The 14,912-nt window shown below is 56.6% G+C and carries 17 protein-coding genes; 11 read left to right on the top strand and 6 right to left on the bottom strand.

Going from position 1 to position 14,912, the window contains the following annotated elements; genetic code table 11:
• The coding region (locus Q0M74_RS08485; RefSeq protein WP_293953390.1) for a hypothetical protein at window positions 1–393 on the top strand (393 nt) is incomplete at its 5' end.
• 165 nt (window positions 394–558) lie between these two features.
• Window positions 559–771 (top strand): hypothetical protein, encoded by a 213-nt coding sequence (locus tag Q0M74_RS08480; protein WP_293953388.1) that lies wholly within the window; start codon window positions 559–561, stop codon window positions 769–771.
• Window positions 772–1,241: 470 nt separating this feature from the next.
• Here Q0M74_RS08480 and Q0M74_RS08475 read toward each other — a convergent pair whose 3' ends face one another.
• Both Q0M74_RS08475 and Q0M74_RS08470 read right to left on the bottom strand, forming a co-directional pair.
• Window positions 1,242–1,496, bottom strand: a complete 255-nt coding sequence (locus Q0M74_RS08475) for a hypothetical protein (RefSeq protein ID WP_293953386.1) — start codon at window positions 1,494–1,496, stop codon at window positions 1,242–1,244.
• 9 nt (window positions 1,497–1,505) lie between these two features.
• Complete coding sequence (locus Q0M74_RS08470; RefSeq protein ID WP_293953384.1) at window positions 1,506–2,054, bottom strand: hypothetical protein; 549 nt, start codon at window positions 2,052–2,054, stop codon at window positions 1,506–1,508.
• Window positions 2,055–2,351: 297 nt separating this feature from the next.
• Between Q0M74_RS08470 and Q0M74_RS08465 the strand changes: the two genes are divergently transcribed.
• Both Q0M74_RS08465 and Q0M74_RS08460 read left to right on the top strand, forming a co-directional pair.
• Window positions 2,352–3,494: a sensor histidine kinase gene (locus tag Q0M74_RS08465; protein ID WP_293953382.1), complete on the top strand. Its 1,143-nt coding sequence runs from the start codon at window positions 2,352–2,354 to the stop codon at window positions 3,492–3,494.
• A gap of 107 nt (window positions 3,495–3,601) precedes the next feature.
• Window positions 3,602–4,225, top strand: coding sequence for a response regulator transcription factor (locus tag Q0M74_RS08460; RefSeq protein ID WP_293953380.1), 624 nt, complete (start codon window positions 3,602–3,604; stop codon window positions 4,223–4,225).
• 208 nt (window positions 4,226–4,433) lie between these two features.
• Here Q0M74_RS08460 and Q0M74_RS08455 read toward each other — a convergent pair whose 3' ends face one another.
• Window positions 4,434–5,057, bottom strand: a complete 624-nt coding sequence (locus Q0M74_RS08455; protein WP_293953378.1) for a DUF1801 domain-containing protein — start codon at window positions 5,055–5,057, stop codon at window positions 4,434–4,436.
• Window positions 5,050–6,189 carry a UDP-N-acetylmuramate dehydrogenase gene (locus tag Q0M74_RS08450; RefSeq protein ID WP_293953376.1) on the bottom strand — a complete coding sequence of 380 codons (1,140 nt, stop codon included), beginning with the start codon at window positions 6,187–6,189 and terminating at the stop codon, window positions 5,050–5,052. The genes Q0M74_RS08455 and Q0M74_RS08450 overlap by 8 nt, the downstream gene beginning before the upstream one ends.
• Before the next feature lie 24 nt (window positions 6,190–6,213).
• Between Q0M74_RS08450 and Q0M74_RS08445 the strand changes: the two genes are divergently transcribed.
• The 6 genes from Q0M74_RS08445 to Q0M74_RS08420 all read left to right on the top strand — a co-directional run bounded on the left by Q0M74_RS08445 (window position 6,214) and on the right by Q0M74_RS08420 (window position 12,046).
• Entirely contained in the window at window positions 6,214–6,717 is a 504-nt protein-coding gene (locus Q0M74_RS08445; protein ID WP_293953375.1) for a DUF2505 domain-containing protein, read from the top strand.
• A 20-nt stretch (window positions 6,718–6,737) separates the two neighbouring features.
• The gene (locus Q0M74_RS08440) at window positions 6,738–7,556 is read left to right on the top strand and encodes a class I SAM-dependent methyltransferase (protein ID WP_293953373.1); all 819 of its coding nucleotides are present in this window, start codon (window positions 6,738–6,740) and stop codon (window positions 7,554–7,556) included.
• A 79-nt stretch (window positions 7,557–7,635) separates the two neighbouring features.
• Window positions 7,636–8,445, top strand: a complete 810-nt coding sequence (locus tag Q0M74_RS08435; protein ID WP_293953371.1) for a DUF2993 domain-containing protein — start codon at window positions 7,636–7,638, stop codon at window positions 8,443–8,445.
• A gap of 162 nt (window positions 8,446–8,607) precedes the next feature.
• Window positions 8,608–10,908 (top strand): cation-translocating P-type ATPase, encoded by a 2,301-nt coding sequence (locus Q0M74_RS08430; RefSeq protein ID WP_293953369.1) that lies wholly within the window; start codon window positions 8,608–8,610, stop codon window positions 10,906–10,908.
• Entirely contained in the window at window positions 10,905–11,279 is a 375-nt protein-coding gene (locus Q0M74_RS08425) for a metal-sensitive transcriptional regulator (protein WP_293953367.1), read from the top strand. Before Q0M74_RS08430 ends, Q0M74_RS08425 begins: the two co-directional genes overlap by 4 nt.
• 152 nt (window positions 11,280–11,431) lie before the next feature.
• A complete protein-coding gene (locus Q0M74_RS08420) occupies window positions 11,432–12,046 on the top strand; it encodes a hypothetical protein (protein WP_293953365.1) in 615 nt (204 codons plus the stop codon).
• Window positions 12,047–12,081: 35 nt separating this feature from the next.
• Here Q0M74_RS08420 and deoC read toward each other — a convergent pair whose 3' ends face one another.
• Window positions 12,082–12,750, bottom strand: coding sequence for a deoxyribose-phosphate aldolase (gene deoC, locus Q0M74_RS08415; RefSeq protein ID WP_293953363.1), 669 nt, complete (start codon window positions 12,748–12,750; stop codon window positions 12,082–12,084).
• A 163-nt stretch (window positions 12,751–12,913) separates the two neighbouring features.
• Between deoC and purU the strand changes: the two genes are divergently transcribed.
• A complete protein-coding gene (purU, locus tag Q0M74_RS08410; RefSeq protein WP_293953361.1) occupies window positions 12,914–13,831 on the top strand; it encodes a formyltetrahydrofolate deformylase in 918 nt (305 codons plus the stop codon).
• A 65-nt stretch (window positions 13,832–13,896) separates the two neighbouring features.
• Here the strand turns inward: purU and Q0M74_RS08405 are convergent.
• A partial coding sequence (locus Q0M74_RS08405; protein ID WP_293953359.1) for an MFS transporter occupies window positions 13,897–14,912 on the bottom strand: 1,016 nt, incomplete at its 5' end.

Here is a 14,912-nt window from a genome sequence, read left to right as displayed (position 1 = left end):
GGCCCCTTCGACCTCACCGAGGAGGATATCGAAGGGGTTCCTATTGCGCGTAGCAAATCCCGCGCCTACAAAATCGCCGTCTGGGCCGGAGTCTGGGGCGCGCACCAATTCTTCCTCGACCGCGCCGGGCTGGGCTATCTGCACTGGGTGGCGCTGCTCATGTTTGCTGTGTTTCCCAGCTGGCTGGGGTTCTGGCCTGGCCTCTTGGCTGCGGTGGCGCTCAATGCCGGCACCTGGTTCTATGCCATCTATTCCATGGCCCAGATGGCTGAGGATGATCCCCGCTTAGAGGGTGAGACCTCCGAGAAGTACTCTGAGCAGATGCTCTGGTACTGCAAGATTTCACTGTGGGGCATTGACTTCTGGAAGCCGAAGGTTTCTGATTCGCGCTGATCCCTCACAGATCAAGTTCTGTTGAGAAAAAGGCTGAAAAACAGCCTTTTTGAAGGTTATTTCAGAGAGAACTTGGTCTGTGAGGGAATCTTTGTTGGCAGCAGGCTTCACGGGGGTCTGGCATGGGTTTCTAAAAGCTGAAAACCTCTACCGAATGTGAGGTAGGTGGGTTGGCAGGATAGAGACGATGACCAGTTCAATGAAAACCTGCCCGAGATATCCCTGGAAGAGTTAGAACGCCAGGCTGATATGGAAGCACTGCGCGAAGCTCTCCGGGAAGATCACCGGCAACGGATCTCACTGGATGATTTCCTGAGTGGAGAAGAGTTCGAAAAACCTAAAGATTCACGAGATGAAACCCAGCAAGATCTCCACTAAGTTTCATTTAGCGCTATTTTTGAGTTATTGCCACCTGTTACGACAGGATCGAAAGAAGACCCTGGGCCCCCAGCTGGGCGGCTGTAACCAGGGTCTTCGCCAGATCGGGTGGACCGGTGAGGGACCACCTTGTCATGTAGCTTCTCTCAGTACTGCTCTTCACCTAAATACACTGAAGTTAAGCGCACCTAAAACAACATCAGGTATCCACCGCGGGTATGTTGCAACATTCTGCCTGCGCACTGTCCCTGCCCTTGCAAGGGCAACAATGTGCTCAATATCTTTCCTATTTTGAGCTGTCTGTCGGCTTTCGAATGTGATGCCATAAACACTCATCGAAGAAAGCTCAAAGTACATCTGCTTCAAGCATGCTCTGCGATACCGTTCCGCTTCCCCGGAAAATGGCATACCTTCCTTGTAGAACCAGTTTTTGGGGTTCATCTGCGGGGGGCACAGTCTTCCCTTTAACGCTACAGGGCATTCTGCTTTTTGAGATTGATAAGAACTTGCGCAGCGATAACACTGGTTTTAAGGTCCACACCTGTGATCTCCCGGTATTCGGCGGCAACTTTATCCCAGGTTGAATTCTGGGCGAGCTGATGGAGATTCTTGAATTCTGGAGCGCTGAAGTACTCCGCCGCACTTTTATCCGACAGATACCTGCTGACAAAATTAGCTGCATCTCGAGCTGCCTGTGGTGGCCTAAAAATATTAGCTAGAAACATAACCAAACCCTACTGAGCCCATGGGGTGGCGCACCAGGCCCCAGCTCCAGCGAGCGTGACAGCCAGACCAGCTACGCCTCCTCGGACGGCATTGACCCCCACCAGTTTAACGATGACATATGCCAAATCCTTCCAGTTCTTCACGGCGATCAAATAGGCAATCTGTGAACCGCCTCCACCAGCTGCTCCCACCAGAGCGCCCAGCCCGGTGGCGTTGATTACGCAGTCCCGATATTCTTTTGTGTTCACTGCGTGACGTGTGGAGATTGTTGGTTCAGTTAACGCCCCCGCGAGGCTATAAGCATCCTCTAAACTGACACCGTGCTTGATGGCAGCGTCTTCATTGACCGTCCATTTACCAGATTCTGCTGTCAGGACCTCGGTAAAGAGCACTGACAGTTCCTTTTGTGCTGCGGCCAGCTGCTCTTCGCTCAGTTCTTCCGTAAATACTGATTCAGGGGAAAACTCAGCAGGAGTGGCTTGTACCGCAGACATTGAAGCCAAAGGCAGCATGAAAGCTAGTGCGATGGTGCTGAAGCGGGTAACTACTTTCGACATAAAAATCCTATTCTTGTGTAGTCTCAACACCCATTGAATTTCATTTCCAACAAGTATCAGTTAGAGATTAAGTCTTCTGATTCAGTTTTCTAAGGAGAGCTGAAAACAGTGGTCTCAATGCGAGAGAGTATCTAAAAGGTATCCCTCACTAAGGGGATACCTTTTGGCTCGGTGACGTTGTTTTCATGGGTGAATGAGGGCGCGTCACTGTGCTCTTCACATAGCCGGGTGGTGGTGGAATAGGCTGACCAGTTGAGTACGAACCTGCATGTGCGTTAAGAAGTGAGGGGGAGGGGAATGGTCCCTGGCCAGATCAGAGATGCTTTCTTTCCATTAATGCAAAATGGGAAAGCTGAAGGCATTTTGGGACTGGTTCTGATTGCGTTATCCCTGATTTTTGACGGGGCAACAGTCCTCAATGTTATTGCCCAGCTGCTGATCGTTGCCATAATCCCTTTACTGCGCTTTGCAGCTCCAGCTGCATTCTTCCCGCTTGTGGCCATCGCAGGCTTATGGATGTCAGGTAATATCGATCATCTGCTGCTATCCGGCTTCATTTTCTATCTCGCCCTTGAATACGCCATAGCCATTAAACGATGGGTGAGCGCCACCGTACTCAGCATTCAATGGTTAGTTCTGGCATATTTCATCTCCGTAGATACCTTGTTCAGCGCAGACTTGCTTCCATCATTAGTACTGGAGGGAGCACTAATTATGGTTGCCAGTGCCGTTGGCCATGCACGGTTTGTTTCCGCCCGGACTCATCGCCAACAACAACTGGCTCGACAAAAGCTGGAGCATGCACTCACCACTGGTATATCCTGCTATCTTCACGATAGTGTCGCCCGTTCATTGACCATGATGACTATGCAGGCAGAAATTGCTCAAATGTCTACATCTGATCCTGAGCTTGGCCAGCAACTTCGCACCATCACCGAGACTGGGAAGACGGCGGTGTCGGATCTGCACCAGTTAGTCAATCACCTCATTGATACCAACCTGGAAGATACAACGAGCATGCTCGGGGTATGGCACGCTGACTCCATCACCGAGACCATTACTGCTGCAGTCACTCTTTTGGAAAAATCTGGTTATAACATCACTGTTGAGAATGTGCGGTTTGATCACCGGCTGCCCCGTTCCGTGGAAGCAGCATTCGCATTGGCCTTTAATGAGGCAACAACCAATCTGGTGAAGCATGCGCCCCCTAATTCACCGATAGTAATTTCGGTTAATACCCATCCCACCTACATAGCTGTCGGCATAGTCAATAAACGGGCAATGACCTCTTCTTATAAGGCAAAGGATTCCGCCACCCGGGGAATCGGTCTCACAAGTATGACCTCACGGATGGCCGATGTGGGTGGATTCGCCGACATCACCGCTACCCCAAACACCTGGCAGATAACCTTGTCCGTGCCCATCACCACTGAGAAATAAGGAAAATTCATGGATACCTTCATCAGCCTCTTAATGATTGTCAACGGTCAAGGTTGGCTGTGCGATACCGCGCCTCTTCTTCCTCATTGTCGGGTGGCTAAATAATCATGGCAGCCGGTTACCCACTGCATGTCCTCATCGTTGATGATGAAGAGTTCTTCCGCGATGCACTGCGGGCTTATCTGGCACCTCATGAAGACATTCTTGTTGTTGCGACTGTTGACAATGGTGAAGAAGCACTGCAGGTTTTAGAAAAAATTGTGGTCGACGTGGTGTTATGCGATGTTCGTATGCCGGTGATGGACGGGTTGAAATTCACCAGAAAAGTAGCAGACCTCCACAATGATTGCAGAATTCTGGCACTCACATCTTTTATAGATGATCACGTCATGGTGAGCATGCTCAATGCTGGTGCACATGGGTTTTTACTTAAAACAGCTGCCCGGGAGGATATCTGTGCTGCCATCATTGATGCTGCGAATGGAGGCACCACTATTTCCCCCGCAGCAGCGACAGGATTGAAGAAATACCTCCTCCAGCCTGCTGCTGTCACTGATTCGCTGCCCTTGCGGGAGCAGGATGTTTTAGCTTTGCTCCATGCAGGTAAAAGTAATGCAGCCATCGCAGAAGGTCTGGAAGTTTCTACCTCCTCAGTGAAAAGAGCAGTCAGTAATCTGATGCAACGGTTTAATGCTGGTAGCCGCACTGAACTTATTGCGTTCACTCGTTGAAGCCCTAGATGTGTATCTAAGAAGAGGGGGCGGACCTGCCCGGATGGCGGACACCTTGAAACCAGCATGATGCTTGAGCAAGGTTAGCGACTAGTTGGTAACCCACTCTGAAATGACAGTCCAACAGACATATCATAATAGTTATGCACAGGCAGTTCTCTTAAAGTGCCGTCCTGTGGAAATTTAGTGTTCCAAGGTGGGGCATCGTCTATATTTCTATTTCCCCTGCCCCCTGTACCCAGGCCACTCGCACCATCTCTTCCAGCACATCCAGATCAACATCTTCCGGCTTATTGATGTACACACATCCCGCACCGCGGGTGTGTTTGCCCAGTTTGGCCAGTAGTTCTTCATCTCCCTCCAGTCCATAGAGGGAGATTTTGGCTTTCCTGGGGCTGAAGCCCACCTGGAACCAGTCGCCTTCACGCCCTGTGTGGGAGGTGTAGTGGACTTCGCCGTATCCGATCATGGTGGGCCCCCACATCTTCGGGCTCGCACTGGTAACACGGCTGAACAGCTCCAAAAGCAGATGCCCGTGTGCAACCCGGCGCGGGGTGTCCAGGGAATCAATGAAGTCCACGGGGTCAACAGCGGTGATGTGTGTTTTCACATCTGAGGCAGTGACACCGGTGTGACCAGGGCGAATAATCGCGCCACGGGATGGCAGCTCAGGAATCTGCCCACCCAGAGACATGTCCTGCGCTACCAGTTGTTCCTGTACCCGTTCCAGGATTCGTGGTCCCACACCTGCCAGGGCGATGAGCTCTGCGTAGTCCACGCCATTGAGGGAGGCCAGATCCTCATATCCGGCAGCCACAAGAGCTTTAATCAATACTGACGCCGATCCACACAGGTTCCGGAACCAAGGTCACGCCGAAGGCTGCAAAAACGCCCGCGCGGATCTCCCGTGCCAGTGCCACGAGATCGGTGCTGGTGGCTTCTCCCCTGTTGGTCAGTGCCAGGGTGTGTTTGGTGCTCAGGCCTGCTGCAGCACTGGGCCCGGGGTGGCCCTTGGTGAAGCCTGCACGTTCAATCAGCCAGGCAGCCGAGAGCTTCTCCTGGTCTGAACCCGAGCCAGCGGCATACCGCGGCATCCTTGCTGCCTCCTGCTCTCCACGTTCCACAGCAACCTTCGCCTGCACAGCATCTGCCAGAGCGGAATCAACAATCGGGTTGGTGAAGAAGGAACCGGCGGACCAGGTGTCATGGTCGGTGGTTTCCACGACCATGCCCTTGGCGCGGCGGAGTTCCAGAACAGCTTCACGCACCATCGCGATCGGTCGGCGGACTTCCCCTGCGGCATTTTCCTCTTCGGAGACGGCCAGTCGGCGGGCCAGTTCACCAAAGCGTAAGGGGGCAGACATCCCACCGTCCCGCAGCTGGAGTTCAATGGCCAGCACCACGGCACGGTTGGTGAATTTCAGGTTGGAGTAGCGATAGGCAAGTTCCAATTCCCCAGCGGACACCCATGCCACCTCACCGGTGGCGCGCTCCAGCAACTGCACACGGGTGAGAACATCAGAGATTTCCACCCCATAGGCACCGACGTTCTGCACTGGGGTGGCTCCAGCAGATCCGGGGATTCCGGACAGGCACTCGATGCCTCCCAGGCCTGCGTCCACGGAGAGTGAGACCACATCATCCCATTCCGCACCGGCTTCAGCCACAACCAGTCCGGTGTCCAGGTGCAGGGTCACCTCATCGGCTTCGATGATCACGGCCACCAGATCAAGGTCACCATCAGCAACAACGAGGTTGGAGCCGCCGCCTACGACAAGCAGCTCCACCCCGGCCTCATCAAGTTTTCTAATCGTCTCCGTGACCGCCGTCAGGGATGCACACCGCACTGCCAACCGGGGTTTTCCGCCGATGTGCAAGGTGGTGAGATCCGCGAACGTCACGTCCGGATCGAGTTCTGCGCCGTCGATTGCGGCGATTTCCTGGGTCAGCGATGAATCCAACACCCCACTAACGGTAGTCTTATCTTCATGGCAACGCGTACAGAAAACACCGTAACGATCAACCAGCCCGCTGAGAAGGTCCACAAGGCCTTCACCACTCAGGAATACTGGGCGTATATTGCAGAGCACCTCTCCCCTGAACCAGGCGAGGTCAATGAGTTCAACCAGGCTGACGGCGGCGCAGCAGTCACCCTCTTCGAGGTCCTTCCACTTGAGGTCCTCCCAGAGGCAGTCCGCGCCATGATCAGCCAGGCCCTCAAGGTCAAGCGCGTGATCAACGTCAGCGCACTTGCCGACGGTGCCGCATCCATCGACTACAACGCCGATGTCAAGGGCACCCCCGTTGATTTCAAGGGCACCATCGGCCTCGCCGGCGATGATGTCTCCACCACCCTGGTCTACAACAACGAGGTGTCCGTGAACATCCCGTTCATGGGACCTGCCATCGAGCCCAAGGTTGCCGACGCACTCGGCGATCTCTTCGGCAACGAAGGCGCCCTGACCGACAAGTGGATCACCGAGAACCTCTAAACCAGAAGCTCTCTCATTAAATGGCCGATCACGCCCACAATCTGCGCGCCGATTTTGCGAAGGCAAATCCGGGTAAGCCAATCGGTGTGATCACCCGAGGCACCACCGGAGTCAACCGTCTCAGACGGTTCGACCGGTGGTGCCTTCACCATTCCCGCATTCACAAACTACTGAGCGACGCCCCCTCCCCCGTGGTGCTCGACGTCGGCTACGGCGCCAGCCACACCACCACTGTGGAATGGGGACGCTGGATCCACCGGATGCGTGCCGACGCCACAGTCATCGGCCTGGAGATCAACCCCGAGCGGGTGCTGCCCCCACAAGATGGTGTCAGCTTCGAACTCGGTGGTTTTGAACTGGCCGGTTATACCCCACAGGTGGTGCGTGCCTTCAATGTACTGCGTCAATATGACGTGGATCAGGTGGAAGACGCCTGGAACACCGTCACTTCCCGCCTGGCACCTGGCGGGGTGTTCATCGAGGGCACCTGCGATGAGATTGGTCGTCGATGCAGCTGGATCCTGCTGGATGCACAGGGCCCACAGACCCTGACCCTTGCCTGGCACCCCTGGGGTGTCACCCGCCCCTCTGATGTGGCCGAACGTCTGCCCAAGGTGCTCATCCAACGCAATGTGCCAGGGGAGAAGATCCACACTCTCCTCACCGCTGCTGATACCGCCTGGGATTATGCTGCCGGTTGGGAGCCCTATGGCCCCCGCGTCCGCTGGGAGAAAGCCCGGGAGATGATGATCCAGCAGGGTTGGCCGATTGAGGTATCCCGGCGCCGGGTCGGCGATGCCCTGCTCACGGTGCCCTGGTCTGTGGTGTCACCGGATTAAGGTTGCTGACAGCAACCTGGTAGCTACTTTTGCGGGGTGTGTCTTTCATCCCTGCGGTTTATAAGGGACACTTGTGGGCGTGGCTAAATCAAGCAGATCAGTATTCCCCAAAGTTCTGATCACCATCGTGGTGATCCTCCTCGTGCTCTTGCTCGTCGCTGAATTCGGCCTGCGCTGGTTCATCGGCCGTGAGCTGAAAAATGAGTTCTCAGAGCAGGTTGCCCAGCAGGGCATCACTGTGGAGGAAGACCCCACGATCTCCTTCGGCTCCTCTCCACTGCTGCTGGGGCTGGCCCAGGGCAGCATCAAGCATGTTGCGGTGGATACCCCGGACACCATCAAGATCACTCATCCCGGTGATGGCAGTTCCGTTCCGGAGATCTCCGGTACCCCGCAGGCAACCGTGGTGCTCACGGGCTTAAGCATCGCGGACCTCAACAACCCGGTGGCAGATCACCTGGATCTGACCACATTCGTCTCTGATGAGTTCATCCTGGCCACCGTTCAGGCAGAGATGGCCAAAGCTTCACAGGAGCAGGGCGATGGTCTTGCTGCCCGCCTGATGCAGGAACTGGTCAAGATCACCGGCATCCGCTCCAATACGGACACCCAGGCCATCGAAGTCGAGTTCACCGATGGCGCGGCCCGTGCCAACCTGCGCCCGCTGGTACTCAATGGCCAGCTGGCCTTTGAGGTTCTGGATTCTCAGCTGCTCGGCTTTGACCTTCCGGAGGAAATTTCCAAGGCCCTGACCGATGGTATTCAGTCCCAGGTCAATGAGGTGGCTGGTAGCCTGCAGATCTCCAGCATCGATGTCACCGAAGGCGGTCTGGATATCAATCTCACCGGCGAGAACATCAACGTGCGCACCTTGGAGAGCGTGGGCTAGCCGTCCCCCCTCCCCGCACAGGCCAGTTCAAGGTTCCTCTCCTTGGGCTGGTCTTTTTGTTATTCGTCTCCCCTGCCACACCCTTGCCATATACCCCCATGGGGTATATGGTGGAGTTGAGATAAATAAACAAGAACCATATGAATAAGGACTGTGATAACCATGGCTGGCATACCAACGGCCCTGAATCTGGTCGAATTGGACCTCGGCGTCACTGGCATGACGTGTACCTCCTGCTCGGCCCGCGTTGAGCGGAAACTCAACAAGATTGATGGCGTTGAAGCGACAGTCAACTTCGCCACTGAATCTGCCGCAGTGAAATACGATCCTGACTCCGTGTCGGAGAAGGACATCCTGGATGCCGTGACAGGCGCCGGTTATGGCTCCTTCGCCATGAGCAACGCGGATGATTCCGCAAGTAAATCCACAGAAGCCGCTGCCCCTTCGGGACCTTCCGGCCAGGACCGCATTGATGCCTCCCGTGACGCCGAAGCAGCTGACCTGAAATTCCGTGTGATCGTCTCCGCACTGCTCACCGTGCCGATCGTGGCACTGAGCATGATCCCGGCGCTGCAGTTCAACAACTGGCAGTGGGCAGTACTCACCCTGACCACCCCACTGTTCTTCTGGGGTGGCGCACCCTTCCACAAAGCGACCTTGACCAATCTGCGTCATGGTTCCTTCACCATGGACACCCTGGTGTCACTGGGCACCACAGCGGCTTTCCTCTGGTCCCTGTGGGCGCTCTTCTTAGGCAATGCCGGAGTACCTGGCATGACCATGGAGATGCACCTCTTCCCCACCGATTCCACGATGGATGAAATCTATCTGGAAACCGTGGCCGTGGTGATCACCTTCCTGCTGCTGGGACGCTGGTTTGAAACCAAGGCCAAGGGTCAGTCCTCAGAGGCCCTGCGCAAACTCCTGGACATGGGTGCCAAGGATGCCGCCGTGATCCGTGACGGCAAGGAAGTCCGCATCCCGGCCAGCCAGTTGGTGGTGGGCGATATCTTCATCACCCGCCCCGGCGAGAAGATCGCCACCGACGGTGTGGTCACCGAAGGTTCCTCAGCAGTGGATGAATCCATGCTCACCGGCGAATCCATCCCGGTGGAGGTGACCAGGGGCTCCAAGGTCACCGGCGCCACCTTGAACACTTCTGGTCGGCTCATGGTGGAGGTCACCCGCGTCGGTGCTGACACCACCTTGTCCCAGATGGCCCGTCTGGTCACTGATGCCCAGTCGAAGAAGGCACCGGTCCAGCGTCTGGTGGATCAGATCTCCCAGATCTTCGTGCCCACCGTTATTGTCATTGCCCTCCTCACCCTGGGCGGTCACCTGATCTTTACCGATAACGGTCTTGCCGCAGCCTTCACCGCTGCGGTTGCCGTGCTCATCATCGCCTGTCCCTGTGCGCTTGGCCTTGCCACCCCAACGGCACTGCTGGTGGGTACCGGCCGTGGTGCCCAGCTGGGTCTGCTGATCAAGGGCCCGGAGATCCTGGAATCCACCAAGAAGGTGGACACCATCGTCATGGACAAGACCGGTACGGTCACCGCGGGCGTCATGTCCGTCACGGACGTCACCGCAGCGGCCGGTTTTGAACGCGATGAGGTTCTCAAGCTTGCCGCTGCTGTGGAGTCCGCTTCTGAACACCCCATCGCCCAGGCGATTGCCCAGGCACATGAGGGCCCGATGCCGGAGGTCAGCAACTTCCAGAACACCGCCGGACGTGGGGTGACCGGCATGGTCACTGGCCGCACCGTCACCGTGGGCCGCCCGGGACAGGAGCTTGCCAGTGCCCTCGCAGATGCCTTCACCAACGCCCAGAACGAGGGTGGCACCCCGGTGGTGGTCATGATCGATGGTGCCAATGCTGGTGTCATCACAGTGCGTGACACCGTGAAGGAGACATCAGCTGCAGCAGTGGCCGGCCTGAAGGAACTGGGTATGACCCCGATGCTGCTCACCGGCGACAACCTGGGTGCAGCCAGGGCCGTGGCCGCAGAGGTCGGTATTGATCCAGCCAATGTCATTGCTGAGGTCATGCCGGATGAGAAGGTCGCGGTGGTGGAAAAACTCCAGGCGCAGGGCAAGAACGTGGCCATGGTGGGTGACGGTGTCAATGATGCCGCAGCCCTGGCCCAGGCTGATCTGGGCCTGGCCATGGGTGCCGGCACAGATGTGGCCATTGAAGCCTCTGACATCACCCTGATGAACAATGACCTACGCTCCGCTGTGGATGCGATCCGCTTGTCCCGGCGCACACTCGGTACCATCAAGGGCAATCTCTTCTGGGCCTTTGCCTACAACATTGCACTCATCCCGGTGGCAGCCATCGGTTTCCTCAACCCGATGCTGGCCGGTGTGGCGATGGCCTTCAGTTCCGTCTTCGTTGTCACCAACTCACTGCGTCTGCGCGGATTCAACTCCAGCCACCAGGAAGGACCCCTCTCACCATGACCACATCCGAACAAGCTGTGACACCTGAGTCCGCCACCCCAACCCCAGCGGAAGCCCCAGCAGAGAACTGTTGTGGCGGCCAGGAACACAACCACGGCTATATCGAGGAAAAGAAACGCTACCTGGCTCGCCTCAAACGCATCGAAGGCCAGACGCGAGGTATCCACAGGATGATTGATGAGGAGCAGTACTGCATCGATATCCTCACGCAGATCTCCGCGATCAACTCAGCACTGAAGAATGTGGCCTTCGGCCTCCTGGATGATCACATGCGTCACTGTGTCCGAGACGCTGCAGTACTGGGTGATGAAGCACTGGATGAGAAGTTGCAGGAAGTCTCCGATGCGATCGCACGGTTCTCCAAAACCTAAGCGTTAACACCCTCAGAAAAATACACAACAGCCGCTGGCTCAGACACCCTCTGAGCCAGCGTTGATGTTTTTTAGGAAAACTTATCCTACTGGGCGGGAATTCATGCCACGATGAGGGATAACACTGTCCCTAAAATCGAGGCATCACCATCATGACTTCTCAACAACCGGACAACACTTCGGATGACGTCACCGGGAAGAACCGGACGATCACCATTCTTGCTTCTGCCCTGGCGGTTATCGCCGTGGTGTCCGTAGCCCTGCTCATCTGGAGCTATATCGGCGAGGATCCCGCTGAGGATAATGGTGCTGCAGCACCCAGCAGCACCGTCACCGTGGAGGAAACTCCTGTCCAGAGCTTCACCGAAACCAGCGTGGTGTCCCCATCAGAGCAGGACACCGCGACGGTCACCAACACTGTCATAGAGACTGCCGACCCCACAGAGCCCGCCACCAGTGATCCCAACACCCCCAGCCCACCTACTGAACTACCTGCCGATGCCTGTGAAGCAACCACCTTCCAAGACAGCGGGCATGACTTTGTGGATACCGTGATGTTCTGCGATGAAGGCTGGGCACGTGGTGGCCAGGCCCAGACCGACTACGTCCGTAACTTCCAGTGGAATAACGGAGGATGGGATGTCTACCCCGCAGCTGGGGAGTCCCTTAACACCGGTTATCCCTGCTATGACACCGAGACCATGGCCCGGGCTGGTGCGCCTCGGGTCATGTTGATGGAGGTGCTTGACTGCGAATACAGCAACTAAGCTCCCAGCTCAAGGGGGGCATAAGAAGCCGGGCTTTAAGCCGGTGCGCCTTCTAAAATCGCGCGCGCATTGGAGGTTCCGATGCGGGTGGCTCCAGCCTCCACCATGGCTATCGCATCCTCCCAGGTCCGGATCCCGCCGGAGGCCTTCACCCCGATCTTTTTGTCCGCAGCTGCAGCCATCACTGCGACCGCCTCAACACTTGCACCACCGGCCGGGTGGAAACCGGTGGAGGTTTTCACAAAGTCAGCACCCACCGCTCGTGCAGCTTCAGTGACCACCTTCAACGCAGCCGCATCCACCACGGCGGATTCCACGATGAACTTCAGTTTCACCGGTGTGGGGATGGCTTCGCGGATGGCCACCATCTCAGCAAGCAAGGCATTTTCATCGCCAGCTTTAACCACAGCGATATCCAGCACCACATCAACCTCCGAGGCACCGAACTGTACGGCCAGGCGTCCTTCTGCTGCCTTCACCAGTGGGGAGACCTTGCCGTGGGGGAAACCTGCCACGGTGGCGATGTTCAGGCCGGCGTCCTGCGCCTGCTTGGTGTTGTTCATCATGCTGGAGGGCACGCAGATTGTTCCCACCTTCAGCTCCAGGGCATCAGCGATGAAGTCTTTCAGTTCAGCAGCGGTGACCTCTGGTCCGAGAAGGGTGTAGTCAAGGATCGCGGCCATCTCGGCCCGGGAAATACTCATAATGGACAGCCTAACCAACCCCCGCCCAACACGTAAGCGGCGCATCAGCCAGGCATCAGCCACACACGCTCCCTCACAACAAGGAAACACCCAGAACCTGCCATGATCGCCTATACCAGACCCCTGGTTAGGAAACCGGGGAATAATCAGTAGAATTTGTGCAATGACCCCGAGTTTTACTGAAATCCGAAACCGTCCAGGCACGGCGCCTGAAGAGCGCCAATATGTGCTCACCTTCGGCTGCCCCGACTCCACAGGGATCGTGGCCAAGCTGTCTTCGTTCCTTGCCGAGCGTGGGGGTTGGATTACAGAGGCCGGGTATTTCACAGATCCTGACAGCAACTGGTTCTTCACCCGCCAGGCTGTACGCGCTGAATCCATCAGCTCTGAGATCGACGAGCTGCGCGCAGAGTTCGCCGCTTTCGCCGAGGAAGAATTCGGCCCCCGCGCACGTTGGCAGTTCACTGACACTGCCCAGCCGAAGAAGGCTGTCATCCTGGTGTCCAAGGAAGGTCACTGCCTGCATGACCTGCTGGGTCGTGTCGCGGAGAATGACTACCCCATGGAAGTCGCGGCAGTCATCGGCAACCATGACAACCTGGAGTACATCGCCAAGAACCACGGTGTGCCCTTCTACCACGTCCCCTTCCCGAAGGATGCCGTGGGCAAGCGCCGTGCCTTTGATGAGGTCGCGGAGATCGTCAACGGTTTCAACCCGGATGCCATCGTGATGGCACGCTTCATGCAGATTCTGCCACCGGACTTGTGCGAGATGTGGGCTGGTCGCGTGCTCAACATCCACCACAGCTTCCTGCCGTCCTTCATGGGTGCACGTCCGTACCACCAGGCGCACAGCCGTGGTGTGAAGCTGATCGGTGCCACCTGCCACTACGCCACCCCTGATCTTGATGATGGCCCCATCATTGAGCAGGACGTCATCCGCGTGACCCACAAGGACAGCCCGACTGCCCTGCAGCGTGTCGGCCGTGACGCGGAGAAGCAGGTGCTGGCCCGTGGCCTGCGTTTCCACCTGGAGGACCGCATCCTGGTCTACGGAAACCGCACGGTTATCTTCGACTAAAAGCTCGCTTGACGAGGAAAAAGACCAACCCTTTTCGGGTTGGTCTTTTTGTTGTTCAGAACTTTTTAAAGCGCTGCCGTTGATTCATCAGTGGTGGTTTCGCGTAGTTTCTCATGCTTGACAAACAGCAGGAGAATAAAGGCGATACCCACCAAAGGCATCATGATGGTGAACACCGGAGTCAGAGCATCGTTATAGGAACCGGCGAAGGCCTCATGAAGTACCGGTGGTAGTTCATTGACCAAAGCTGGGGTCATTTCATTGGAATCCAGACCACCGGAGGCTGCCAGTGCTGCCTGCTCTTCGGCAGGCAACTCAGCAACAGCGACAGGCATCCGCTCACCCATGAGGGTGCTGAGATTACCTACGAAGATGCCACCCACCAGGGCTGATCCCAGGGAGGAACCGATCTGGCGGAAGAAGTTGTTCACCGCTGTTGCCGAACCGACCACGGCCATGGGCAGGGTGTTCTGTACAACCAGCACCAGCACCTGCATGGCTAAACCAAGGCCGATGCCCAGGGTGAGCAGGTAGAAACCGATCTGCCACAGCGTGGTCTCAACAGAGAGTGTGCTGAACATGATCAGGGAACCGAAGGTGATGGCCAGGCCGATCGGTGGGAACCACTTATAGCGTCCGGTTTTTGTGATTCGCATACCGGTCCAGATGGACAGGCCCATCATGCCCACCATCATCGGGATGAGCATGTAGCCGGCCTGGGTGGCGTTGATGCCATGGACCATCTGCAGATAGGTGGGCAGGTAGCCGATGACACCGAACATCGCCACGCCCAGGATGAGCCCGGCGATGGTGGTGAGGGTGAAGTTGCGGTTTTTGAAGAAGCCCATGGGAACCAGTGGGTCCTTGGCGCGCAGTTCCACGATCACCAGCAGGATGGCACCGATCACGGTGGCGGCGATGAGCCCCAGGATGATCGGATCAGACCACTCATAGCGTGATCCGCCCCAGGTGGTGAACAGAATCAGCGAGGTGGTAGCCACGATCATGAGGAAGGTGCCCGCATAGTCCCAGTGGAATTTCACATTGCGCTTCGGGATATCCAGGAAGTAGATGGCCACAC

The sequence above is a fragment of the uncultured Corynebacterium sp. genome (assembly GCF_945649885.1).
Lineage (GTDB): Bacteria > Actinomycetota > Actinomycetes > Mycobacteriales > Mycobacteriaceae > Corynebacterium.
Note: the sequence above shows the minus strand (reverse complement) of the source record. Positions and strands in the feature narration are given on the sequence as shown.

Bases quoted from the DNA above. Each gene is read 5' to 3' on its own strand.
- Q0M74_RS08475 (WP_293953386.1), bottom strand. From the start codon at position 1,496: ATGTTTCTAGCTAATATTTTTAGGCCACCACAGGCAGCTCGAGATGCA.
- Q0M74_RS08470 (WP_293953384.1), bottom strand. From the start codon at position 2,054: ATGTCGAAAGTAGTTACCCGCTTCAGCACCATCGCACTAGCTTTCATG.
- purU (WP_293953361.1), top strand. From the start codon at position 12,914: ATGACCCCGAGTTTTACTGAAATCCGAAACCGTCCAGGCACGGCGCCT.
- deoC (WP_293953363.1), bottom strand. From the start codon at position 12,750: ATGAGTATTTCCCGGGCCGAGATGGCCGCGATCCTTGACTACACCCTT.
- Q0M74_RS08425 (WP_293953367.1), top strand. From the start codon at position 10,905: ATGACCACATCCGAACAAGCTGTGACACCTGAGTCCGCCACCCCAACC.
- Q0M74_RS08445 (WP_293953375.1), top strand. From the start codon at position 6,214: ATGGCAACGCGTACAGAAAACACCGTAACGATCAACCAGCCCGCTGAG.
- Q0M74_RS08420 (WP_293953365.1), top strand. From the start codon at position 11,432: ATGACTTCTCAACAACCGGACAACACTTCGGATGACGTCACCGGGAAG.
- Q0M74_RS08430 (WP_293953369.1), top strand. From the start codon at position 8,608: ATGGCTGGCATACCAACGGCCCTGAATCTGGTCGAATTGGACCTCGGC.
- Q0M74_RS08460 (WP_293953380.1), top strand. From the start codon at position 3,602: ATGGCAGCCGGTTACCCACTGCATGTCCTCATCGTTGATGATGAAGAG.
- Q0M74_RS08440 (WP_293953373.1), top strand. From the start codon at position 6,738: ATGGCCGATCACGCCCACAATCTGCGCGCCGATTTTGCGAAGGCAAAT.
- Q0M74_RS08465 (WP_293953382.1), top strand. From the start codon at position 2,352: ATGGTCCCTGGCCAGATCAGAGATGCTTTCTTTCCATTAATGCAAAAT.